Origin of the sequence: uncultured Planktomarina sp. (assembly GCA_943788425.1) — a bacterium.
In the GTDB taxonomy this organism is placed as follows: Bacteria; Pseudomonadota; Alphaproteobacteria; order Rhodobacterales; family Rhodobacteraceae; genus Planktomarina.
In genome coordinates, this window is record CALSQF010000004.1 from 351791 (window position 1) to 372896 (window position 21106).

Consider the following 21106-nt stretch of genomic DNA (forward strand, 5'->3'; position numbering starts at 1 on the left):
ATACAGGCACCCATTTCCAAACGAAGAGATCCGGCGCGTTAGCGAGCAGACATCCCCCCAGGTGGCACGCGCAGCTGGACATCCCGTAAGGGAAACGTCGGCGGATTGAACAACAGCAGCAGTTCAATCCGCCGTTTTTAGTTTCGGGGCAGTGCCCCAATTAATAGCGAGGCAGGCCCAAGTGGCACGCAGGTTTAGAGGTGAAAGCCACCATAAGGTGGACAACAAGGGCCGGGTGTCTATTCCCGCTCTTTTTCGCCGCGTGCTGGAGCAGGGTGATCCCAATTATACCGAAGGTTTAAATCCGGAATTGGTGATCGTCTACGGAGATCACCGCCGCAATTATCTGGAATGTTACACAATTTCTGCCATCGAAGAGGTGGATGCCAAGATTGATGTCTTGCCGCGTGGATCTATGGAGCGTCGGATGTTGCAACGGCTGTTTCATGGGCAATCTTTCCCCACCATCGTAGATGATACGGGCAGGTTGGTGCTCCCGGCCAAACTGCGTCGGAAGATTGACCTGGATGCTGAGGCCTTCTTTATCGCGGCCGGTGACACGTTCCAAATCTGGAAGCCTGAGACTTATGAAACAGAAGAATTAGCCAAAACTGAGGCTTGGTTGGATGAGTTGCCTGAGGATTTTGACCCAATGGCTTATTTGGACAAAGTGGGGCCGGACTAGATATGCGGCCCGCCTCCTCACCATCTGCGCCGCATGTCCCTGTTCTCATTGTACCATTGATTGAAGCGGCTGCACCTATTGAGGGCACCTGGATCGATGGCACCTTTGGGGCCGGTGGCTATAGCAAATATTTGCTCGATGCCGGCGCGGGTCGGGTGATCGGGATAGACCGCGATCCCAGTGTTTTTGATATGGCCGCTGATTGGGCGCCGCAATTTGGTGATCGCTTGCAGCTGGTACACGAAACGTTTTCTAATTTGGATCAAACCGCCGATGTGGTGGATGGCGTGGTGCTGGATATCGGTGTGTCTTCTATGCAGATTGACCAAGCTGAGCGCGGGTTTTCGTTTCAAAAAGACGGGCCACTTGACATGCGCATGGGTGATAGCGGCCCGACGGCGGCGGATATTGTCAACAGCGCCAGTGCTGAGCAGATTGCCGATATTTTGTACAATTATGGCGAAGAGCGTGCCAGCCGCCGCATAGCTAAAGTGATCGTTGCGCGCCGCGACGAAACTCCCTTCGAACGGACCTTGGAGTTGGCCGGAGTTGTTGAGCGGTGTTTGCCTCGGGCCAAGCCCGGCCAATCGCACCCTGCGACCCGCAGTTTCCAAGCTCTGCGTATCGCGGTAAATGGTGAATATGATCAATTGGTCCAAGGGCTTGCCGCTGCCGAGCGCATCTTGCGTCCCGGCGGCGTTTTGGCTGTCGTGACCTTTCATTCGGTCGAAGATCGCATTGTGAAGCGGTTTTTCCAAGCCCGCGCGGGTACACAGGCCGGAAGCCGATATGCGCCATCGGTTGAGGAGGTTCCGGCGCAATTTACCATGCAAAGCCGCAAGGCAATCAAACCGTCAAAAGATGAACTTGCGGCCAATCCTCGGGCGCGATCGGCCAAATTGCGCATGGGGCGCCGAACCGAGGCGCCGGCGCTGCTGGTTGATCCGCGCAGCCTTGGCGTGCCGCAACTCCCGCAGCGGAGGGCCTCATGAAAAATCTGTTTTTGAGCTGTTTGGTTGTCGGCGTCATGGGCCTCGCCTTTTGGGCCTATACTGAAAACTATGAAACGAAGGGCAAATTGGATGAGGTGGCCCAGTTGAACCGCGACATTGCGGAGGCCCGATCGCGGCTCCGCGCTTTGAAAGCGGAATGGGCCTATCTCAATCGCCCTGAGCGGCTGTTGCAGCTGGTGAATGCCAATTTTGATGAGTTGAAATTGTTGCAGCTGACGGCGGATCATTTTGCCCGGTTGGAGCAAATTCCCTACCCCGGACCAGATTTGGGCCCGATCACCGAGCCAATTGAGGTGATGAACCGAGAGGCCTCGCCATGAACCGCAAACCTCTTCGGCCATTGGCGCGCATATTTTCGGCCAGAAACGCCGGTGAAAATCCTGATTGGATTGAAAATGCCAATCGGCGCGAGCGTATCGAGATACAGCATGAACGGATTTTGCGCAAAACTCAGATGCGCTTGTTAATGATGGGTGGAATATTTGTCATCAGTTTTGCCGTTATTGGAATGCGTATGACAAGCTTGGCGGTCTCTGAGCCCATTGAGCCCAGGGCCCGCGCCACAGCGGCACAAATTCTCGCCAGTCGCGCGGATATCCTAGACCGTAACAATCGGGTTCTGGCCACGAATATAGAGACCCATTCGCTCTATGCGCATCCGCGTCAAATCATTGATCCAGAGGGCACAGCCCGGCAATTGGCAGAAATATTTCCCGACATCAATGTCGAAAAAATGGCGGCGCGCCTGGCGGGGCCGCAAGATTTTTTGTGGCTCAAACCCGCCATTAGCCCAGAGGAAAAACAGGCCGTTCATGACATTGGTGAACCCGGTCTGTTGTTCGGCCCGCGCGAAATGCGCCTTTATCCCAACGGGCAACTGGCCGGTCACATTTTGGGAGGTACGACTTTTGGCGCGCAGGGCGTGCATTCTGCTGAGGTCATCGGAATTGCTGGCGTTGAGAAAGCCTTTGACACGTTTTTGCGCGATCCAAGATTTGACGGTCAACCCTTACTGCTGTCGATTGATGTCACGGTGCAATCGGCCCTAGAGGAGGCGCTTTACGGAGGCATGCGCTTGATGAATGCCAAAGGCGCATCTGCGGTGTTGATGGATGCCCATAATGGTGAGATTGTGTCGCTGGTCAGCCTGCCAGATTTTGATCCAAACAACCGTCCACGCCCTTTGACAAAGGGCGATGCCAGCGACAGCGCGCTTTTCAACCGCGCGGTCCAAGGGGTTTATGAGCTGGGTTCGGCGTTCAAGGCGTTCACTGTGGCCCAAGCCATGGATCTGGGTTTGGTGGAGCCGGGCAGTATGGTGGACACCAAAGGTCCGCTGAGATGGGGCAAACATAAGATCAACGATTATCGTGATTATGGCGCGCAGTTACCTGTTGAAAAAGTTTTGATTAAGTCTTCCAATATTGGTACGGCCCGTCTGTCTTTAATGATTGGTTCTGAATTGCAAAAAGACTTTTTGGACCGTCTCGGCCTGTTACAAGCCACACCCGTTGAAGTGATTGAGGGCCCAACGGGAAGGCCACAATATCCGAGTAATTGGTCCGATATCTCAACAATGACCATCTCCTATGGGCATGGCATTTCAACCTCGCCGGTGCATCTGGCGGCGGGATATGCTGCCATTGTCAATGGTGGGACTCTGGTGAAGCCGACGGTGCTGAAACAACCGACCGCGCCGCTCGGCGCGCGTATTATTTCGCAGAAGACGTCGCGACATTTACGCAGTATGATGCGGCGTGTGGTGACCGAGGGCACCGCTCGGATGGGCGATGTTCCGGGATATTCTGTGGCTGGAAAAACTGGAACTGCGGATAAGCCTAGCCCAGAAGGCGGCTATTATAAGGACAAGGTTCTGGCGACCTTTGCCAGCTTCTTTCCAAGCACCGATCCGCGCTATGTCTTGATCGTGACACTGGATGAGCCAGAAGACCGCACCGGCCCTGAGCCACGCCGGACGGCGGGAGCGACTGCCGTGCCTGTGGCGGCTGAAGTTATTCGCCGCGTTGCGCCTTTGCTGAGCCTCGCTCCAGAGATTGAACCACCGCTGCAAAATGGTTTAACATTGGCCAACAACTGATTTTTAGAAAGCGAGCCGATGGATGGCGACCAAGAGCAAAACCCTTGCAAATTTAGGTCTGACCACGGCGCGGGCGTCTCAACTGGAAATTCAAGGCCTCGCGGTTGACAGCCGGGACGTGCGGCAAGGGTTTCTTTTTGCAGCACTGCCCGGGAGCCGCAGCCATGGGGCTGAATTTGCCCCATATGCCCTGCGCCAGGGCGCGCGCGCTATTTTAACCGATCCGGACGGGGCAGCGCGGATCTCGAAAACCTGTCCAGATCCCGCGGCGGAGATCTGCGTTGTCGATGATCCGCGCCAAGCGCTTGCGGCGGCGTCAGCTTTGTTTTTTGCGGCACAGCCGGAGGTGATGGTGGCCGTGACAGGCACCAATGGTAAAACTTCGGTCGCCAGTTTTTGCCGACAGATTTGGAGTGAATTGGGGCTGTCAGCAATAAACTTGGGCACAACTGGTGTGCAGGGGGCGTGGAGCGCGCCTTTGACTCATACCACCCCGGAGCCTATCACCCTGCACTGGGTCTTAGCGCAGGCCGCCACCGCTGGCGTGACGCATGGCGCTATGGAGGCCTCGAGCCATGGATTGGCGCAAAAGCGCTTGGATGGGGTAGATTTGGCGGTGGCAGGTTTCACCAATTTTACGCAGGATCATCTGGATTATCACGCCACATTTGAGGCTTATTTTGCTGCAAAATCAGGTCTGTTTGACCGTGTGTTAGGTCCGCAAGGCTGGGCTGTCATCAACATTGATGATGCCAAGGGGATGGTCCTTTATGACGCCTGCCGCGCGCGTGGACAAAACTGTCTGACCGTCGGTCGTGGCGCAGCGGATTTGCAGATTTTGGCCCAAACCTTTGAAGCCAACGGTCAAGAAATTTTATGCGCCTGGCAGGGGGTACGTTATCAGGTCAAAGTGCCTTTGGTGGGCGGGTTCCAAGGGGAAAACCTGCTTTTGGCTGTGGGCATGGTACTGGCGGCAGGCGCAGAGGCTGAAGCGGTCTTTTCTGTGATAAAGTCCGTGAGACCGGTGCGTGGGCGCATGGAATTGGCCGCCACCCGCGCCAATGGGGCATCTGTTTATGTGGATTATGCCCATACGCCCGATGCCGTCTCTGCGGCGCTGCAGGCCCTGCGGCCACATGTGAGGGGACGGCTTGTTGTGGTTCTCGGCGCAGGGGGAGATCGTGATCCGGGCAAGCGGGTCTTGATGGGGCAAGCGGCTGTGGCGCATGCCGATAGGGTGATCGTCACAGATGACAATCCACGCTGTGAAGACCCCGCCGCCATTCGGGCGATGGTGTTGGCTGGCGCGGGCGAGGCCGAAGAGGTTGGCGATCGCGCCGAAGCGATTTTGTGCGGGGTTGATGGGTTGCAACCGGGCGATTGTTTGCTGATTGCGGGTAAGGGTCATGAAACGGGTCAAATAATTGGAGATGATATATTACCTTTTGATGATGTAGAACAGGCGAGTATTTCTGTGTCCGCTTTGGAGGATTTTGCATAATGGCCCTATGGACTGCTTTTGAGGCCCAAGCTGCGACAGGCGGCTATTGTGCGGCGCCTTGGGCTGCCCATGGCGTGTCGATTGACACGCGGACATTGCAACCGGGGGATCTTTTTGTGGCATTGAGGGCGGCGCGTGATGGTCATGATTTCGTGGCGCAGGCCCTTGAGAAAGGGGCGGCCGCCGCTTTGGTGCAGCATCGCCCGGATGGGGTGCCTGAGACGGCACCGTTGTTGATTGTACCCGATGTCCTACAGGCGCTAACCGACCTGGGCCGGGCCGCGCGGGCGCGGTGCGCGGCGAAAGTGTTGGCGGTGACCGGCTCGGTGGGCAAGACCTCGACGAAAGAGATGCTGCGCAGGGTACTTGAGTTTCAGGGGCGAACCCATGCCTCGGTGGCCAGTTACAACAATCACTGGGGCGTGCCGCTGACCCTGGCGCGCATGCCGGCTGATACGCAATTTGCCATTTTTGAGGTTGGTATGAACCATCCCGGAGAGATTGCGCCTTTAAGCGAGATGGTGCAGCCGCATGTGGCACTGATCACAACCGTGGCTCCGGCGCATATGGAAGCCTTTGAGAGCCTGGAGGGGATTGCTCGGGAGAAGGCTGATATTCTGGCCGGGTTAACGCCCGGTGGGGCTGCTATTTTGCCCGCTGATGTCTCGACGATTGATATACTGGTGCAAGCCGCCTTGGCCAAAGGGGCGACAATTGTGGGATTTGGCGAGACGGCGGAAGCCTTTCGGCTGACGGCTCTTGAGATGCATCGCGATGTCACGGTGATCCAAGCCAGTCTGCGCGGCGTCCCCGCCGTGTTTCGGCTGAACACATTGGGGCGGCATTTTGCCGTCAATGCGATGGGTGTTTTGGCGGCGGTCGAGGCTTTGTCGGGCGATCCGGCCCGCGCGGCGGTCGATCTGTTCCGCTGGCAGCCGCCGGCGGGGCGCGGGCGGCGCGAAACGATCAGCTTAGATCTGGCGGATACCAGCGCCTATTTCGAGCTGATTGATGACGCCTATAATGCCAATCCTGCGTCTATGGCGGCAGCTTTGGAAGTTCTGGCGGCTTGTGATCCGCAAGAGCAGAAGGGCCAGAGACCACGGCGCATTGCGATTTTGGGCGATATGTTGGAGCTGGGACAGGAGGAGGCGCAGTGTCACGCGCAGCTGGCCAGCAATAACCATTTGTTAACCGTGGATGTGGTGCATTGTGTTGGGCCGCGCATGAGGGCTTGTTATGACGCATTACCGGCCGCGATCCGCGGTCGCTGGGTGCCTGAGGCGCAAGAGCTGGCCTCGGGCTTAGGGGAGTTGATTGCCCCAGGGGACCGGATTTTGGTCAAAGGCTCCCTGGGCAGCAAAGTTTCAATGATTGTTGACCTGATCCGCAAATTAGGGCATCGCTCACAACCGTAGGTGTAAGGGGAATTTAGATGGTTTATTGGCTGACATTACTGTCGGATGGTGGCGATTTTTTCAATCTTTTTCGCTATATCACCTTCCGGGCTGGCGGTGCATTTTTGACATCGCTGCTGTTTGGATTTGTATTTGGCAAGCCCCTAATAAACCTTTTGCGCCGGCGTCAGGGGCGCGGGCAGCCAATCCGGTCCGATGGACCTGAGGGGCATCAATCCAAAGCGGGCACGCCGACGATGGGGGGCGCGCTGATTTTGGGGGCCTTGGTGGTCTCAACATTGCTGTGGGCGCGGCTTGATAATATGCATATTTGGGTGGTGCTGTTTGTAACCATTGGCTTTGGCGCGATTGGCTTTGCCGATGACTATGCCAAAGTCTCAAAGCAAACCTCTGCCGGGGTTCCGGGCCGGGTGCGGCTGGGATTGGGGTTTGCGATTGCTTTGATCGCCGCGCTGGTGGCGGCGCAATTGCATCCCGAAGGCCTGCGTTTACAGGTGGCCGTGCCGGTGCTGAAAGACGCATTGGTGCCTTTTGGCATAGTGTTCTTTCCCTTTGCCATGATCGTAATCGTCGGCACGGCCAATGCGGTCAATCTTACCGATGGTTTGGATGGTTTGGCCGTTATGCCGGTGATGATTGCCGCCGCGGCGCTCGGGGTTTTGGCCTATGCGGTGGGCCGGGTTGATTTTACCCAATATCTGGACGTGCATTATGTGCCGGGAACCGGCGAGTTGTTGATTTTCTGCATGGCTTTGATTGGCGGAGGCTTGGGCTTTTTGTGGTACAATGCGCCACCTGCCGCCATATTCATGGGCGATACAGGCAGCCTTTCACTGGGCGGGGCGCTGGGCGCCATTGCCGTTTTGACCAAACATGAGATTGTTTGGGCGATCATCGGTGGGGTATTTGTCGCCGAGGCCTTGAGTGTGATTATCCAGGTGTTTTGGTTCAAACGCACCGGTCGGCGGGTGTTTCTCATGGCACCAATCCATCATCATTTTGAGAAAAAAGGCTATGCGGAAAGCCAGATCGTGATCCGTTTCTGGATCATTGCCATTGTCTTGGCGATGATTGGCCTGGCGACTTTGAAAGTCCGGTAGATGGACATCGGGGCCGCGGGCCCATTGGAGAGCAGAGCATGATAGCAGTTCAGGGAATGCATGGGCGCCGGGTCTTTGTACTTGGAATGGGCCGCTCTGGCTTGGTCGCCGCGCAGGCCTTGGTGGCTGGTGGTGCAGATGTGCTGTGCTGGGACGACGGCGAGGCGGGGCGCAAGCGGGCGCAGGAGGCGGGCTTGCAGTGCAGTGATCCGTTGCGTGACGGGCTTGAGGGGGTGGATATGCTGATCACCTCACCGGGGATTGCGCACCTCTATCCCAAGCCGCATCCGGCCATTGCCCGAGCGATGCAGCTTGGCATTCCTCTCGATAATGACATTGGCCTCTTCTTTCGCTCCTTTGCGACGCAATCTTGGACCGGGTTTGACCTAGCGCCCAAGGTGATTGCTGTGACCGGCTCAAATGGCAAATCCACCACCAGCGCCCTGATACATCATTTGCTTGAGGTGGCCGGGCGGCGCAGCCAGCTGGCGGGGAATATTGGCCGCGGGGTGCTGGATCTTGACCCGGCTGAGGATGGCGATGTCATCGTTCTGGAACTGTCCTCCTATCAGCTTGAACTGGCCCGTAGCCTAACACCTGATATCGCAGTCTTTACCAACCTCTCTCCAGATCACTTGGACCGCCATGCCGGCTACGGCGGCTATTTTGCCGCCAAACGCCGCCTGTTCTCGGAGGGCTGTCCAGATGTTGCGGTCATCGGCGTTGATGAGCCAGAGGGGCAGTATTTGGCCACGCAATTTTCCGATCACACCCATGATGATCGGGTGATCCGCATCCTGTCTGGACAAAAACCCAAAGGCAACACCTGGCAAGTGACAGCCCGCAAGGGATTTTTGGCGGAAAGCCGAAAGGGCCGGCAAATCGCCTCAATCGATCTGCGCGATATCCCTGGACTTCCCGGGGCACATAATCACCAAAATGCTTGCGCTGCCTATGCGGTTTTGCGCGCTTTGAATGTCGCGCCGCGGGTGATTGAAGAGGGGCTGCGCAGCTTTGCGGGCCTGCCACATCGCAGCCAGGTGATTGGTGAGCTGTCTGGCGTGCGGTTTGTCAATGACAGCAAGGCCACCAACGTCGACGCCGCGCTCAAAGCGCTGAGCGCATTTGACACGATCCGCTGGATCTGTGGCGGGTTGCAAAAAGAGGGAGGGCTCTCGGCTCTGCAACCGGCCATGGGGCATGTGCAGAAAGCCTATGTAATTGGCCGCGAGGCGGAGGCTTTTGCGATGCAGCTTGATGTGGAGTGCGAGGTTTGCACGACGATGCAGGCGGCCGTCTCTGCCGCCTATGCACAAAGCCAACCCGGCGAGGTGGTCCTCTTGGCCCCGGCTGCGGCAAGCTTTGACCAATACGACAGTTTTGAAACCCGCGGCGAAGATTTCATTGCACAGGTGGCAGCTCTCAAAGGGACTTAGGCCTGCACGCTGTGCCTTTTGGCGACGTTTGGCGCGTTAGGGCTGAACAATTATTTCGCGTATAAAATTTTATTTATAAGGACATATTATAATACCAAAAAAGTTGCATTTTGTATGGTTTGGCGATGAAAGCTAAGGGCCGGACAATTGCATCCAGTCTTGGGCCAAGTTGAACCCAGATTATGAAATTGTCATCTGGGGCAACACGGCTTTGTCTGAGTATTCTTGGGTGAACAAAAAACACATAGACGCGATGTATTCGCGTGAACTTAATGGAGTGGCCGATATCATGCGCTACGAAATTTTGTTCAATGAAGGGGACATTGATTTGGATGCGGATTCACTGTGTCTGCGACCGCTGGAAGATTGGTTGCTTGAGCTGGCCGCTTTCGCCGCTTGGGAGCATGAACATATTCGTCCGGGTCTGATCGTGGCTGGGGCTATGGGCGCGGAGCCGGACAATGAACTTTTTGGTGCCTTTGTGAAACGCCTGTCTAAAAAATGGCGCGTGACCAACAAACGCGCTTGGAAAACCGTTGGGCCGCAATTGATTAACGATGTGCACAAAGACACGCGCTATGATCTGACCATATATCCGGCACATTTTTTCTATAAAAGTCATCATTCCGGTTGGAAATATACCGGCACGGGCCCCTGTTTTTCTGACCAATTCTGGGCGTCAACCTATGGGTATGAAGGAATAACCTGAGTGTGGTGCGCTGTGACTACGCGCTGGTGTCATTCAAAGGTGATCCAAGAGTGTGGGAGCATATCCGGATTTCGGGCGGCGGGATCAGCGTACCAGTTTTTGGCGCAACCAAGATCTTTTCTGCATGGCTATTCAACCAGGCACCCCACCAAGAAAAAGAGGAGTTGGCAATGATATGATGTCGGCAGCTGGACATGAGACGCGGATCTTAATAATTTGTGGCCTCATCGTTGATGTCGACAAAAATGGTTTCATATTGCGGCTTTAGATTTTGTTTCGCCCAAGCGATATCATCTGAAAAAATATATAAGATCGGCGCTTCTTGCGTTCTCCCCGCAATATATTCAATGGCCGTCTTGTAATACCCCAAGTCGCAGATCCCGTGATGCGCATTTGCCAATGGGTTGGTGACGTAATCTCTGCGCCGCACATGCAGCGAGACCGCATTATGCGATGCGATCGGGTCCAGAAGTGATTGATTTTGCGCCCATGGCAGCGTGAGGATATTTAGGTCTTCTCGGCTCATATCTTCGAATGCTTTAAAAAAATTTTCGCTTTGCCAATAGCCTTTGAGCCGCGCATGTGGGCCGAGGGATGCAAAACGCGGATCACAGCCGAGCGCAAATTCCCTAAATACCCGCGCCGGTCCATATTGCAGAAAACTCTGGACTGAGCGCAGCCCCAATAGGCGCAAAGGCTTGGGTGACATTATAATCTCCGACCGAATGTTGAAATGCCCAAGGTCAAATGCGCGGGTGGTGGTATTTTCCTTTTCTCGGTCACTCCATAGGAGCTGCAATTTCACATTGTGGCGCAAGGAGAGCGCCCCGCCGCAGCAGTATTGAAACAGTTGATTCCCAAGGTCTCCAAAGATATGGGTCGTAATCATTTGGTCATTCTCCAAGTCGTATATTTTCTGGGCCAGTGCGAAATTGCACGATGCAGCCTGTGCTCTCGCGGCCTCCTTTTTAGGGGCTATGCGTCTTTTGAGATAGTCGGGCTGCAAAAATTATTTATTGGCTGTGGCTGTGGTGGCTGCAAAAGGAATATTATTGAGATTTCTCCATTCTTGGGAAAAAAGTATAGAAATTTGCGCGATGGCTTTCGTCGCAGGGCACAGAACAAACTTCTTGCGCAACATTGGGCAGACAAATCGCAGCTGCCACCGGTCGCGAACACCAGGCCCATCCGGGCTTGAGCGCTGTAACATCCACTACATCAACTTGAACCATCGCGAGGACCGTCGCGCGGAAATGCAATCTGAATTTAAGGCGCTCGGCGTTACCCGGTTTGCCCGCTTCGAGGCGATTGCAGATGCCAATGGCGCGCTGGGCTGCGCCAAATCTCATGAAGCTGTGCTTTTATCGGCGTCAATTTCAGAAGATCAGCTTGTAATGATCTGCGAGGATGATTGCCAGTTTATCGCCCATCGCGCAGCAATAGACGCGGCTATTGAGGAATTTTATTATAACTCGCATTTGAGTGTGCTGTGTTTGGCTTATAATGCTGAAAATGAATTTTCGATTTCTCAAAATCTGATGATCACCTCTGACACGCAGACGATGAGTTGCTATATTTTAAAAGCCTCTGCAATTGCTGAGGTATTGGAATCTGTGCGCTTCAGCGTGGACAACCTATCGCGCGGAGGGGCGGGGTTTGACTATGCGATTGACCGGGTTTGGAAGCGATTGCAGCAGCAAATGTTTTTTGCCCTAACCAAAGAGCGTCTCGCCCGGCAGCGGCCATCTTTTTCAGACATCGAAAACAGCCACCAAGATTATGGCTTATGATACTGGCGTATAAGACTGGGCGATAAGTGCCGGGCCACGGCTACAGCCCTGCCTTAATCGACTGGCCTGCCACCCACCCAGAGGACCAGGCCCATTGGAAGTTATACCCGCCAAGCCAGCCCGTCACATCCACACATTCGCCAATGAAAAAGAGACCAGGTTGAGTTTTTGCCATCATCGTTTTGGAGGAGAGCGCATCGGTATCCACCCCGCCAACCATCACTTCTGCCGTACGATACCCCTCGGTGCCTGCGGGGGTGAGCTGCCAGTGGGTGAGGCGTTCGGTGAGTTGGTCCAGCTGCGCGGCGGTGAGATCGGCAATACGTTCGGGCAATGTGAGATCGTGAAGCACTAAGGGCACGAGCCGAGCCGGCAGAAGGCGTGCGAGGATGCTCGAGGGTGATTTTCGCCCTTCGGTTTCCTTGGCGTCCCGCACAGCTTGGCGCAGGCATTCTTCTGACAAAAGTCGCAGAGTGATCAGGTCGCCCGGCGCCCAATAGCTCGACACTTGCAGCGCCGCAGGCCCGGACAGGCCGCGGTGCGTGAACAATACAGCTTCCTCAAAAGCGGTGCCATTGGTCTGCAAGAGCGCGGGAGCGGAGACGCCACTTATGGACTTAAACGCCTCCTGCTGCGCGCCGGAAAAGGTGAAGGGCACCAATCCCGCGTAGGTTTGCGTCACGGGAATGCCAAGTTGCTGGGCCAGGCGGAGGGCAAAGTCGGTGGCCCCCATCTTCGGGATTGGCTTGCCGCCGCAAGCCACCACAAGATTACGCGCTGTGACCGATCGTGCCCCCTGCGCTCCGCTGAGCTGGATCGCATAGCCAGTTTCAATCGCACTGACCGATTGCACAGAGGTGTTGAGCTCGACCTGTCCACCTGCCTCAGCCACGCCTTTGAGAAGCATGGCGACAATCTCTTTGGCAGAGGTGTCGCAAAACAATTGTCCAAGTGTTTTTTCGTGATAGGCAATGCCGCTGCGGGCCACCCAATCAATGAAATCCCATTGCGTGTATCGGGCCAGTGCGGATTTGGCGAAATGCGGATTGCCGCTGATATAGTTTTCGGCAGAGGCATATATGTTGGTGAAGTTACACCGACCACCGCCGCTGATGCGAATTTTCTCGCCCGCGGCCTTTGCGTGATCAATCACCAAGCATTTGCCAGGCGCTTGGGCGGCGCAGATTAACCCAGCCGCTCCAGCGCCGATAATGAGTGTGTCATAGTCCATAGGCGATGACTTGCCTGTTGCGGGGCGAATGGCAAGGCAATTGGTACTGGAAAAATGCGCAAACTCCGGCTATTGTTGAAGGAGACCTCAAAAATGGGGCGCAGTACAGGCGGTTTTACGATGACAGAGATGGTACATGGGCCTTTGCCCGTTGAAGTGCGCGATCCAATTTTGCCGCGGTGGTGGCGAACCGTGGACCGTTGGACGATGGCGAGCGTTCTGTTTTTGTTTATTTTTGGTTTGATATTAGCACTCGCAGCCTCGCCCCCATTGGCAGAGCGCAACAATCTTGAAGCGTTTCATTATGTGCACCGGCAAGCGGTCTTTGGGGGTTTGGCCCTTGTTGCCATGACCATCACATCCATGATGTCGCCCGATACGGTGCGGCGCTGGGGCACGGTGGGCTTTGGCTTTGCGCTTTTGGCGCTGATCTTATTGCCGATATTTGGAACAGATTTTGGGAAGGGCGCGACGCGTTGGTATTCTTTTGGGTTCGCCTCCGTGCAGCCTTCTGAATTTATCAAGCCGGTCTTTGTGGTGTTTTCAGCTTGGCTGATCTCAGCCTCCTTCGAGCCTGGCGGACCTCCTGGGCGGATGATGTCTTTCGCCGCGGCGGTGGTGATTGCCGGGTTTTTGGCGCTGCAACCTGATTTTGGTCAGGCCAGTTTGATCCTCTTTGCTTGGGGCGTTATGTATTTCTGCGCCGGAGCGCCACTTTTGTTCATTCTGTCCATGGCCGCAGCAACTGTTTTGGCCGGTTTTGTGGCTTATAATTTCAGCGAGCATTTCGCACGACGCATTGACGGCTATATGGCCGCTGATGTGGATCCAAATACCCAGCTTGGCTATGCGGCCAATGCCATCCAAGAAGGCGGATTATTTGGTGTCGGCACCGGTGAAGGTTCGGTGAAATGGTCCTTACCCGATGCCCATACGGATTTCATCATTGCTGTGGCAGCTGAGGAATATGGCGTGCTGATGGTCTTGGTCATTTTGGGGCTATTTGCCGTGATCGTTCTGCGCACGCTGGCCCGTTTGGTGCAAGAGCGGAACCTTTTTGTGCGTCTCGCTGGGACCGGTTTGGTGTCGATGTTTGGGGTGCAAGCGATGATTAACATGGGGGTCGCGGTGCGTTTACTGCCGGCTAAGGGCATGACTTTGCCTTTCGTCAGCTACGGTGGATCTTCCTTGATCGCTGGCGGCGTTGCCCTGGGCATGATCCTGGCCTTTACGCGCAGTCGTCCCCAAGGGGCTTTGAGCGCTGTTTTGCGTGGATATTGATATGACACAATCTCCCCTTTTGGTTCTCGCGGCCGGTGGTACTGGCGGGCATATGTTCCCGGCGCAGGCCGTGGCAGAGGTCATGTTGGCGCGCGGGTGGCGGGTGGTTCTATCGACTGATGCGCGCGGTGCACGCTATACGGGCGGGTTTTCCCCCGAGGTTGCAATAGAACAGGTTTCCAGCGCCACTTTCGCCAAGGGTGGGTTGGTTGCCAAAATACTCGTGCCGATCCGCATAGCCCTTGGCATCACAGCTGCGCGGCGAAAAATGCGCCGGGATCGGCCAAAGGTTGTGGTGGGCTTCGGCGGTTATCCGGCCATACCGGCCATGGGAGCTGCAACTTCGCTGGGTGTGCCCTGTGTGTTGCATGAGCAAAATGGGGTCTTGGGGCGCGTCAATCAATTGTTTGCGCCAAGGGTCAATCAAATCGCCTGCGGTACATGGCCAACTGAATTGCCTGCGGGGCTTACCGGCCATCATGTGGGCAATCCGGTGCGCGCGGAGGTCTTGGCGCGCCATGCTGCGGGCTATAGCGCACCTGGCGATCATTCCATGAGCCTTCTGATTATCGGGGGCTCGCAAGGCGCGCGTATCTTGTCCGATGTGGTCCCTGCGGCTATTGCCTTATTGCCCAAGAGCTTGCTCAAAAATCTGAGCATTGCGCAGCAGGCCCGCGAAGAGGATCGCGCGCGGGTGCAAGCGGCCTATGAAGATATGGGTCTGCGCGCCGATGTCCGGCCGTTTTTCGATGATATTCCCGTGCGCATGAGTGAGGCGCAGCTGGTGATTAGCCGCTCCGGCGCCTCCTCTTTGGCGGATATCTCGGTCATTGGCCGCCCATCGGTTTTGGTGCCCTTGGCGGCGGCCATCCGTGATGAGCAAACCGCAAATGCCCGCGCATTGGTCGAGGCGGGTGCCGCGCGGCTGTTGACCGAAGAGGCCTTTACGCCCGAGGCTTTGGCCCGTGAAATTCAAGATATATTAACCAATGGCCCTCAAGCCCAATCTATGGCCGAGGCGGCGCTGAGCTGCGCCAAGCCTGAAGCAACAAAAACCCTTGCCGATATGATCGAGGCCTTGGCGGTAGCGACGTGATGAACAAAGTAACCAAACTGCCTGGAGACATCGGCGCGATCCATTTTGTCGGGATCGGCGGCATTGGCATGTCTGGCATAGCGGAGGTTCTCTTGGATCAGGGCTATCGGGTGCAGGGATCTGACTTGAAAGCCTCTGACATCACCCGGCGGCTTGAGCGTTTGGGCGCCACGGTATTTTTGGGGCAACGGTCGGAGAATTTGGTGGGTGCTGAGGTGATTGTTGTTTCTACAGCCATTAAACCGGGCAATCCTGAACTGGATGAGGCGCGTAAGGCCGGTCTGCCAGTGGTGCGGCGGGCCGAAATGCTGGCCGAATTGATGCGGCTCAAGTCGAATGTGGCTGTCGCTGGCACCCATGGCAAGACCACCACCACGACGATGGTCTCAACTCTGCTGCATGCGGGCGGATTTGATCCGACGGTTGTGAACGGTGGTGTCATCCATGCTTTTGAATCCAATGCCCGCACGGGCCAGGGAGAATGGATGGTTGTCGAGGCCGATGAGAGTGATGGCACATTCAATCGCCTGCCAGCAACCATTGCCGTGGTCACCAATGTGGATCCCGAGCATATGGAACATTGGGGCAGTTTCGAAAATCTGCGCCAGGGATTTTTCGAATTTGTGCATAATATCCCATTTTACGGTTTGGCGGTCTGCAACACAGATCACCCCGAAGTGCAGGCTTTGGTCGGACGAATTACGGATCGCCGGGTTTTGACCTATGGGTTCAACACCCAAGCCGATGTGCGGGCTGTCAATCTGTCCTATGCCCAGGGTGCGGCCTATTTTGACGTGGCGCTGCGCGATGGTCGAGTAATCACCGATTGCACCCTGCCCATGCCGGGTGATCACAATGTCTCAAATGCTCTGGCAGCAGTGGCCGTGGCGCTGCATTTAGGTATGAGCGCGGAGGCGATCCGCGAGGGTTTGAAGAATTTTAAGGGCGTCAATCGCCGCTTCACGCGGGTGGCTGAAATTGACGGGGTTACAATGATTGATGACTATGCTCATCATCCGGTGGAAATTGCCGCTGCTCTCAAAGCGGCACGTCAATCACATTCGGGCCGGATCATGGCCGTGCATCAACCGCATCGCTATTCGCGGCTGAACGACTTATTTGAAGAGTTTTGCACCTGTTTTAATGATGCAGATGTGGTTGGAATTATGGATATTTTTGCGGCAGGCGAGGCGCCCATTGAAGGGGCTGATCGTGACAGCCTTGTGGCCGGGCTGACCAATCATGGGCATCGCAACGCGCTGGCGGTGGCTGATGAGGCCGCACTTGCCGCCTTTCTCACTGAGCAGTGCAGACCGGGCGATATGTTGATTTGCCTTGGTGCCGGTTCGATTTCTGCTTGGGCGCATGGGTTGGCAAAGTGAGCTTGAGTACGCGCTAGGTTGTTGGCATCAAGAACCCCACCAAACCAAGGCGAAGAGATCTGCTTAGGGCTTTGACTTGGCGGCCATGATCCGGTCTAAAGAAACAGAATTCTTGAGGCGCAGCTGATGTCTATTCCAACTCCCCGCGGGCGCCTGACGCTGAACCGCTCTTTGGCAGATCTCACATGGTTACGCGTGGGGGGCGCAGCAGATGCAGTGTTCCAACCGGCTGATCGGCGGGACTTAGCCGAGTTTTTGGCTCAACTGCCACAAGAAATCGCGATTTTTCCGATGGGCGTTGGGTCAAACCTGATCGTGCGGGACGGTGGGTTGCGGGCGGTGGTGATCCGTCTGGGCCGCGGCTTTAACACCATTGAAACGGACGATGACATGATCCATTGCGGGGCCGCTGCCTTGGACAGCCATGTTGCGCGCAAAGCGGCAGAGGCCGGTCTTGATCTGAGCTTTCTGCGCACCATCCCGGGAACAATGGGCGGCGCGCTCAAGATGAACGCAGGCTGCTATGGCGCATATGTCGCCGATGCTTTCGTCTGCGCAAGCGGTTATGACCGGGCGGGTCATGCGGTATCCTTTGATGCGAAAACCCTCGGATTTTCCTACCGCAGCAGTGATTTGCCGCAAGATGTTGTTGTCACTGATATCACCCTGCGGGCTTTGGGGCGGGATGCGCCGGAGAGGCTGCATCAAAAGATGGCGGACCAACTGGCCAAGCGCGATGAGACACAGCCGACCAAGGAGCGGACCGCGGGTAGCACCTTTCGCAATCCAGCCGGCTTCAGTTCGACAGGCCAGGCCGATGACACCCATGATCTGAAGGCCTGGAGCTTGATTGACGAGGCCGGATGCCGGGGGCTTGAGCTTGGTGGGGCGCAAATGTCACTTAAACACCCGAACTTCCTAATTAACACAGGTGCGGCCACCGCCATGGATCTCGAGGCTTTGGGGGAATTGGTGCGAAAAAAGGTTTACGATCAGAGTGGTTTGACGTTAGAGTGGGAAGTAATGAGGGTCGGAAACCCCAAGGATGACTAGACGCGATTTAAATCGCGGCAACAAAAGCCCCTGAAGAGGGCGAAATATTGAGTGAGAACAGTGGGTATGTCGAGCAGGGCTCCCGAAACTGTGGCCGTTTTGATGGGTGGGCTAGGCGCAGAGCGCGCTGTCTCCATGTCGACAGGTCAAGAATGTGCCTCCGCCTTGCGGCAGGCGGGCTATCGGGTTGCTCAGATTGATGCAGGCGCGGATCTCGCTGCAGAGTTGCAGCGGGTGCAACCGGATGTGGTATTCAATGCTTTGCATGGTCGCTGGGGCGAAGATGGCTGTGTCCAGGGTTTGCTGGAGTGGATGCGAATTCCCTATACGCATTCAGGCGTGCTGAGTTCAGCGCTTGCAATGGATAAAGAAAAAACTAAAGAGGTATTTCGCGCCAAGGGGCTGCCTGTCGTCGAGAGCTTATTGATTGCGCGGACAAATTTGGATGAGACACACCCCATAGCGCCGCCCTATGTCATCAAACCGAATAATGAAGGATCCTCTGTCGGAGTTTATTTGGTAGAGGTGGGCGCGTCCTCGCCGCCGCCCATGTCGGACGATATGCCCGATATCGTCATGGTAGAGACCTTTGCGCCGGGCCGCGAGCTGACCACAACCGTAGTCGGCGGTCGCGCCTTGACGGTCACGGATATTTTGACCGATCGCTGGTATGATTATGAGGCGAAATATGTTGAAGGCGGGTCACAGCATGTCGTGCCGGCCAATTTGCCTCAAGATATTTTTTTCGCCTGTCTCGACTATGCGCTCAAAGCGCATGAGGTATTGGGCTGCCGCGGGATTTCGCGTACCGATTTTCGTTGGGACGAGGGTCGAGGGTTGGATGGTTTGATCCTGCTGGAAACCAATACCCAACCGGGGATGACACCCACCTCGCTCTCACCGGAACAGGCCGAGGCGGTGGGTATTTCTTTTCCCGACCTGTGCAAATTTTTAGTGGAGGATGCCTCATGCAACCGTTGAGTGCGCCAGCTCCACTGATTGCGCCAAAACGTGGCGAGGATCGCATTGTTGCGAGTGACCCTGCGCCGTCTGTTCTGTGCTATCGGTTGCAGCGCCTTTGGCTCACGCCAATTTTTCGCGCATTTGTCCGGGTGGGCCTGCCGGCCTGTTCAATTTTGGGTTTGGTTTGGATGTTTTTATCCCAAGATGAAAACCGGGCTTATATGCGCGGTTTGGTACAAGAGGCACAGGTCAATGTGCAAAACCAGCCGGTTCATCAATTGCAAACCTTGACCATTGAGGGGGCATCGCCGCTGTTGGCGCAGGAAATCCGGGCGGAATTTGGCGATCTCTTCCCTATCAGTGCGTTTGAATTGGATCACGAGGCCATGCGCCGCTGGGTCATGGACATCCCTTCCGTGGCGCATGCAGCGGTGATTGCATCACCCGGTGGTTTACTTTCAGTGCAGGTCAGCGAAATCGCACCAGAGTTCATTTGGCGCACAGTCGAAGGGCTGCAACTGGTCTCTAGTGGCGGTGAGCTATTGCGCCGGGTTAAGCGGCGTATTGATTTTCCTCATCTGCCCTTGATTGCGGGAGAGGGGGCTTTGGAGGCTTTGCCAGAGGCGCGCGCTTTGCTACAGACCGCCGCGCCGGTCGTCGACAGGTTGCGCGGTTTGGTACGGATTGGCGAGCGGCGCTGGGATGTAGCGCTGCTCGATGGGCAAACGATTGCCCTGCCAGAGGTCAATCCGGATCCTGTTTTGGCGCAAGTTCTCGTTCTGAGCGCGGCGCAAGATTTGTTTGAGCGTGATATCTTAATGATGGATTTTCGCAATCCACGCCGTCCCACTCTGCGTCTGCGCCCGCAAGCTTTGGCCGGGTTGAAACAGGTGAAGGGCGTGACATTTTCGGAGTTTGCCAAATGAATGATTTTTATCAAGCCCAACGGGCGATGCGCGCCTTGCGAGCCACCGCTATTCAACGCGGGGTGATCGCAGTGATGGATGTCGGAAGCTCAAAAGTGGCCTGCCTGATTTTGCGGTTTGATGGGCCAAGCGAGATTTCATCTGGTGAGGTCATTGGCTCTATGGCCGGACAAACGAGCTTTCGGGTGATTGGCGCGGCCACCACAAAATCGCGGGGCATGCGCTTTGGTGAAATTGAGTCGATGGCAGAGACCGAACGCGCCATACGGACTGCGCTGCAGGCCGCCCAGAAAATGGCCTTGGTGCGGGTGGACCACGTGATCGGCTGTTTTTCCGGCGGTGCGCCCCGCAGCTATGGGGTATTTGGCGAGGTTTCCATTGTCGATGACGCAGTGCGTTCACAGGATATTGGCCGCGTGTTGGCGGCCTGCGATCTGCCTGATTTTGGCGAAAGCCGAGCTGTGATGCATGCGCAGCCGATTAATTTCACACTGGATGATCGTGCTTGGATGACCGATCCACGTGGTCATGTCGGGCAAAATCTTTCTGCTGATCTGCATATTTTGACTGTAGAGGAGCGTGCCATACAAAACCTAAACCATTGCGTGAAACGCTGTGATGTTGAGCTGGCGGGCGTGGCCTCCTCGGCCTATGTCTCGGCCCATGCGGCTTTGGTTGAGGATGAGCAAGAGCTTGGTGCGGCCTGTATTGATATGGGTGGCGGGGCGACGGGCATTTCTGTTTTCTTCAAAAAACACCTGATTTATGCGGACAGCGTGCGGATGGGTGGGGATCATGTCACCAGCGACATCTCCATGGGTCTTCAAATTCCAACGGCGTCGGCCGAGCGGCTCAAAACCCTTCACGGCGGGGCAATGGCCATGGAGTTGGATGACCGCGAGATGATTGAAACCGGCGGCAATAGCGGCGATTGGGAACATGATCGCCGCCAGGTGAGCCGGTCGGAACTGATCGGAATTATCCGCCCGAGAATTGAGGAAATTCTTGAAGATGTACGCGACCGGCTTGATGCGGCAGGCTTTGACAATCTGCCCGGGAAACAAATCGTTTTGACCGGCGGGGCCAGTCAGCTCCCTGGGCTCGATGGTCTGGCGGCGCGCATTTTGGGCCAAAACGTTCGCCTCGGTCGCCCCATTCGGGTGCAGGGTCTGCCGCAAGCGGCCACTGGACCGGCCTTCTCTGGTGTGGTGGGCTTGGCGGTCAATGCGGCACATCCGCAAGATGAATGGTGGGACTTTGAAGTGCCACAACCCCAATTTGTCGGTCGTCCGCTGCGTCGCGCCCTGCGTTGGTTTCGCGACAATTGGTAAAAGGCCCTATGGTCAATAGCAAAATTTAGCGTAAATCGGCGTTTTCTATGCTATATTTTGTAAAAATAGAGACTTTTTTCGTGACGCGAGTCA

General features: G+C 55.9%; 18 protein-coding genes and 1 pseudogene. 17 read left to right on the forward strand and 2 right to left on the reverse strand.

Translation table 11 applies throughout. The features are described 5' to 3' along the window. Nucleotides 1-181 precede the first annotated feature (181 nt). The 9 genes from mraZ (at nt 182) to ABLW18_RS05030 (ending at nt 9960) form a co-directional block, all read left to right on the forward strand. Nucleotides 182-685: a division/cell wall cluster transcriptional repressor MraZ gene (gene mraZ / locus ABLW18_RS04990; protein ID WP_347823746.1), complete on the forward strand. Its 504-nt coding sequence runs from the start codon at nt 182-184 to the stop codon at nt 683-685. Between the two features lie 2 nt (nt 686-687). Then, a complete protein-coding gene (rsmH, locus tag ABLW18_RS04995) occupies nt 688-1677 on the forward strand; it encodes a 16S rRNA (cytosine(1402)-N(4))-methyltransferase RsmH (protein WP_347823747.1) in 990 nt (329 codons plus the stop codon). Then, nucleotides 1674-2018 (forward strand): cell division protein FtsL, encoded by a 345-nt coding sequence (locus tag ABLW18_RS05000; RefSeq protein WP_347823748.1) that lies wholly within the window; start codon nt 1674-1676, stop codon nt 2016-2018. Before rsmH ends, ABLW18_RS05000 begins: the two co-directional genes overlap by 4 nt. Beyond that, nucleotides 2015-3796, forward strand: a complete 1782-nt coding sequence (locus ABLW18_RS05005; RefSeq protein WP_347823749.1) for a penicillin-binding protein 2 — start codon at nt 2015-2017, stop codon at nt 3794-3796. The genes ABLW18_RS05000 and ABLW18_RS05005 overlap by 4 nt, the downstream gene beginning before the upstream one ends. Nucleotides 3797-3818: 22 nt before the next feature. Beyond that, nucleotides 3819-5297: a UDP-N-acetylmuramoyl-L-alanyl-D-glutamate--2,6-diaminopimelate ligase gene (locus ABLW18_RS05010; protein WP_347823750.1), complete on the forward strand. Its 1479-nt coding sequence runs from the start codon at nt 3819-3821 to the stop codon at nt 5295-5297. Then, on the forward strand, nt 5297-6715 hold the full coding sequence (gene murF / locus ABLW18_RS05015) for a UDP-N-acetylmuramoyl-tripeptide--D-alanyl-D-alanine ligase (RefSeq protein ID WP_347823751.1): 1419 nt from the start codon (nt 5297-5299) through the stop codon (nt 6713-6715). The genes ABLW18_RS05010 and murF overlap by 1 nt, the downstream gene beginning before the upstream one ends. A 17-nt stretch (nt 6716-6732) precedes the next feature. Beyond that, nucleotides 6733-7815, forward strand: coding sequence for a phospho-N-acetylmuramoyl-pentapeptide-transferase (mraY, locus tag ABLW18_RS05020; RefSeq protein WP_347823752.1), 1083 nt, complete (start codon nt 6733-6735; stop codon nt 7813-7815). 38 nt (nt 7816-7853) lie between these two features. Beyond that, entirely contained in the window at nt 7854-9251 is a 1398-nt protein-coding gene (murD, locus tag ABLW18_RS05025) for a UDP-N-acetylmuramoyl-L-alanine--D-glutamate ligase (protein WP_347823753.1), read from the forward strand. A gap of 151 nt (nt 9252-9402) precedes the next feature. Then, nucleotides 9403-9960, forward strand: coding sequence for a glycosyltransferase (locus ABLW18_RS05030; RefSeq protein WP_347823825.1), 558 nt, complete (start codon nt 9403-9405; stop codon nt 9958-9960). Nucleotides 9961-9976: 16 nt separating this feature from the next. Here ABLW18_RS05030 and ABLW18_RS05035 read toward each other — a convergent pair. Continuing rightward, nucleotides 9977-10966 (reverse strand): annotated as a pseudogene (locus tag ABLW18_RS05035) (alpha-1,2-fucosyltransferase). A gap of 247 nt (nt 10967-11213) precedes the next feature. On the opposite strand from ABLW18_RS05035, the gene ABLW18_RS05040 reads away from it, so the two are divergent. Further along, entirely contained in the window at nt 11214-11750 is a 537-nt protein-coding gene (locus tag ABLW18_RS05040) for a hypothetical protein (RefSeq protein ID WP_347823754.1), read from the forward strand. Between the two features lie 40 nt (nt 11751-11790). Here ABLW18_RS05040 and ABLW18_RS05045 read toward each other — a convergent pair whose 3' ends face one another. After that, nucleotides 11791-12981 (reverse strand): NAD(P)/FAD-dependent oxidoreductase, encoded by a 1191-nt coding sequence (locus ABLW18_RS05045; RefSeq protein WP_347823755.1) that lies wholly within the window; start codon nt 12979-12981, stop codon nt 11791-11793. Between the two features lie 120 nt (nt 12982-13101). On the opposite strand from ABLW18_RS05045, the gene ABLW18_RS05050 reads away from it, so the two are divergent. From ABLW18_RS05050 to ftsA, 7 genes are all read left to right on the forward strand, one after another. Next, nucleotides 13102-14262 (forward strand): putative peptidoglycan glycosyltransferase FtsW, encoded by a 1161-nt coding sequence (locus tag ABLW18_RS05050; protein WP_347823826.1) that lies wholly within the window; start codon nt 13102-13104, stop codon nt 14260-14262. Between the two features lies 1 nt (nt 14263). Beyond that, nucleotides 14264-15358, forward strand: coding sequence for an undecaprenyldiphospho-muramoylpentapeptide beta-N-acetylglucosaminyltransferase (gene murG, locus ABLW18_RS05055; protein WP_347823756.1), 1095 nt, complete (start codon nt 14264-14266; stop codon nt 15356-15358). After that, on the forward strand, nt 15358-16740 hold the full coding sequence (murC, locus tag ABLW18_RS05060) for a UDP-N-acetylmuramate--L-alanine ligase (protein ID WP_347823757.1): 1383 nt from the start codon (nt 15358-15360) through the stop codon (nt 16738-16740). The genes murG and murC overlap by 1 nt, the downstream gene beginning before the upstream one ends. Nucleotides 16741-16866: 126 nt before the next feature. Continuing rightward, nucleotides 16867-17793: a UDP-N-acetylmuramate dehydrogenase gene (gene murB, locus ABLW18_RS05065; protein ID WP_347823758.1), complete on the forward strand. Its 927-nt coding sequence runs from the start codon at nt 16867-16869 to the stop codon at nt 17791-17793. A 66-nt stretch (nt 17794-17859) separates the two neighbouring features. Further along, complete coding sequence (locus tag ABLW18_RS05070; RefSeq protein ID WP_347823759.1) at nt 17860-18774, forward strand: D-alanine--D-alanine ligase; 915 nt, start codon at nt 17860-17862, stop codon at nt 18772-18774. Then, nucleotides 18762-19682, forward strand: a complete 921-nt coding sequence (locus tag ABLW18_RS05075) for a cell division protein FtsQ/DivIB (protein WP_347823760.1) — start codon at nt 18762-18764, stop codon at nt 19680-19682. Before ABLW18_RS05070 ends, ABLW18_RS05075 begins: the two co-directional genes overlap by 13 nt. Continuing rightward, nucleotides 19679-21013 carry a cell division protein FtsA gene (gene ftsA / locus ABLW18_RS05080; RefSeq protein ID WP_347823761.1) on the forward strand — a complete coding sequence of 445 codons (1335 nt, stop codon included), beginning with the start codon at nt 19679-19681 and terminating at the stop codon, nt 21011-21013. Before ABLW18_RS05075 ends, ftsA begins: the two co-directional genes overlap by 4 nt. Nucleotides 21014-21106 lie beyond the last annotated feature (93 nt).

What these genes read in the sequence shown, in the direction of transcription:
- murC (WP_347823757.1), top strand. Translation starts at nt 15,358, where the DNA reads ATGAACAAAGTAACCAAACTGCCTGGAGACATCGGCGCGATCCATTTT.
- ABLW18_RS05000 (WP_347823748.1), top strand. Translation starts at nt 1,674, where the DNA reads ATGAAAAATCTGTTTTTGAGCTGTTTGGTTGTCGGCGTCATGGGCCTC.
- murD (WP_347823753.1), top strand. Translation starts at nt 7,854, where the DNA reads ATGATAGCAGTTCAGGGAATGCATGGGCGCCGGGTCTTTGTACTTGGA.
- ABLW18_RS05070 (WP_347823759.1), top strand. Translation starts at nt 17,860, where the DNA reads ATGTCGAGCAGGGCTCCCGAAACTGTGGCCGTTTTGATGGGTGGGCTA.
- ftsA (WP_347823761.1), top strand. Translation starts at nt 19,679, where the DNA reads ATGAATGATTTTTATCAAGCCCAACGGGCGATGCGCGCCTTGCGAGCC.
- rsmH (WP_347823747.1), top strand. Translation starts at nt 688, where the DNA reads ATGCGGCCCGCCTCCTCACCATCTGCGCCGCATGTCCCTGTTCTCATT.
- ABLW18_RS05075 (WP_347823760.1), top strand. Translation starts at nt 18,762, where the DNA reads ATGCAACCGTTGAGTGCGCCAGCTCCACTGATTGCGCCAAAACGTGGC.
- ABLW18_RS05005 (WP_347823749.1), top strand. Translation starts at nt 2,015, where the DNA reads ATGAACCGCAAACCTCTTCGGCCATTGGCGCGCATATTTTCGGCCAGA.
- ABLW18_RS05045 (WP_347823755.1), bottom strand. Translation starts at nt 12,981, where the DNA reads ATGGACTATGACACACTCATTATCGGCGCTGGAGCGGCTGGGTTAATC.
- ABLW18_RS05040 (WP_347823754.1), top strand. Translation starts at nt 11,214, where the DNA reads ATGCAATCTGAATTTAAGGCGCTCGGCGTTACCCGGTTTGCCCGCTTC.
- murG (WP_347823756.1), top strand. Translation starts at nt 14,264, where the DNA reads ATGACACAATCTCCCCTTTTGGTTCTCGCGGCCGGTGGTACTGGCGGG.
- murB (WP_347823758.1), top strand. Translation starts at nt 16,867, where the DNA reads ATGTCTATTCCAACTCCCCGCGGGCGCCTGACGCTGAACCGCTCTTTG.
- ABLW18_RS05050 (WP_347823826.1), top strand. Translation starts at nt 13,102, where the DNA reads ATGACAGAGATGGTACATGGGCCTTTGCCCGTTGAAGTGCGCGATCCA.
- mraY (WP_347823752.1), top strand. Translation starts at nt 6,733, where the DNA reads ATGGTTTATTGGCTGACATTACTGTCGGATGGTGGCGATTTTTTCAAT.
- murF (WP_347823751.1), top strand. Translation starts at nt 5,297, where the DNA reads ATGGCCCTATGGACTGCTTTTGAGGCCCAAGCTGCGACAGGCGGCTAT.
- ABLW18_RS05010 (WP_347823750.1), top strand. Translation starts at nt 3,819, where the DNA reads ATGGCGACCAAGAGCAAAACCCTTGCAAATTTAGGTCTGACCACGGCG.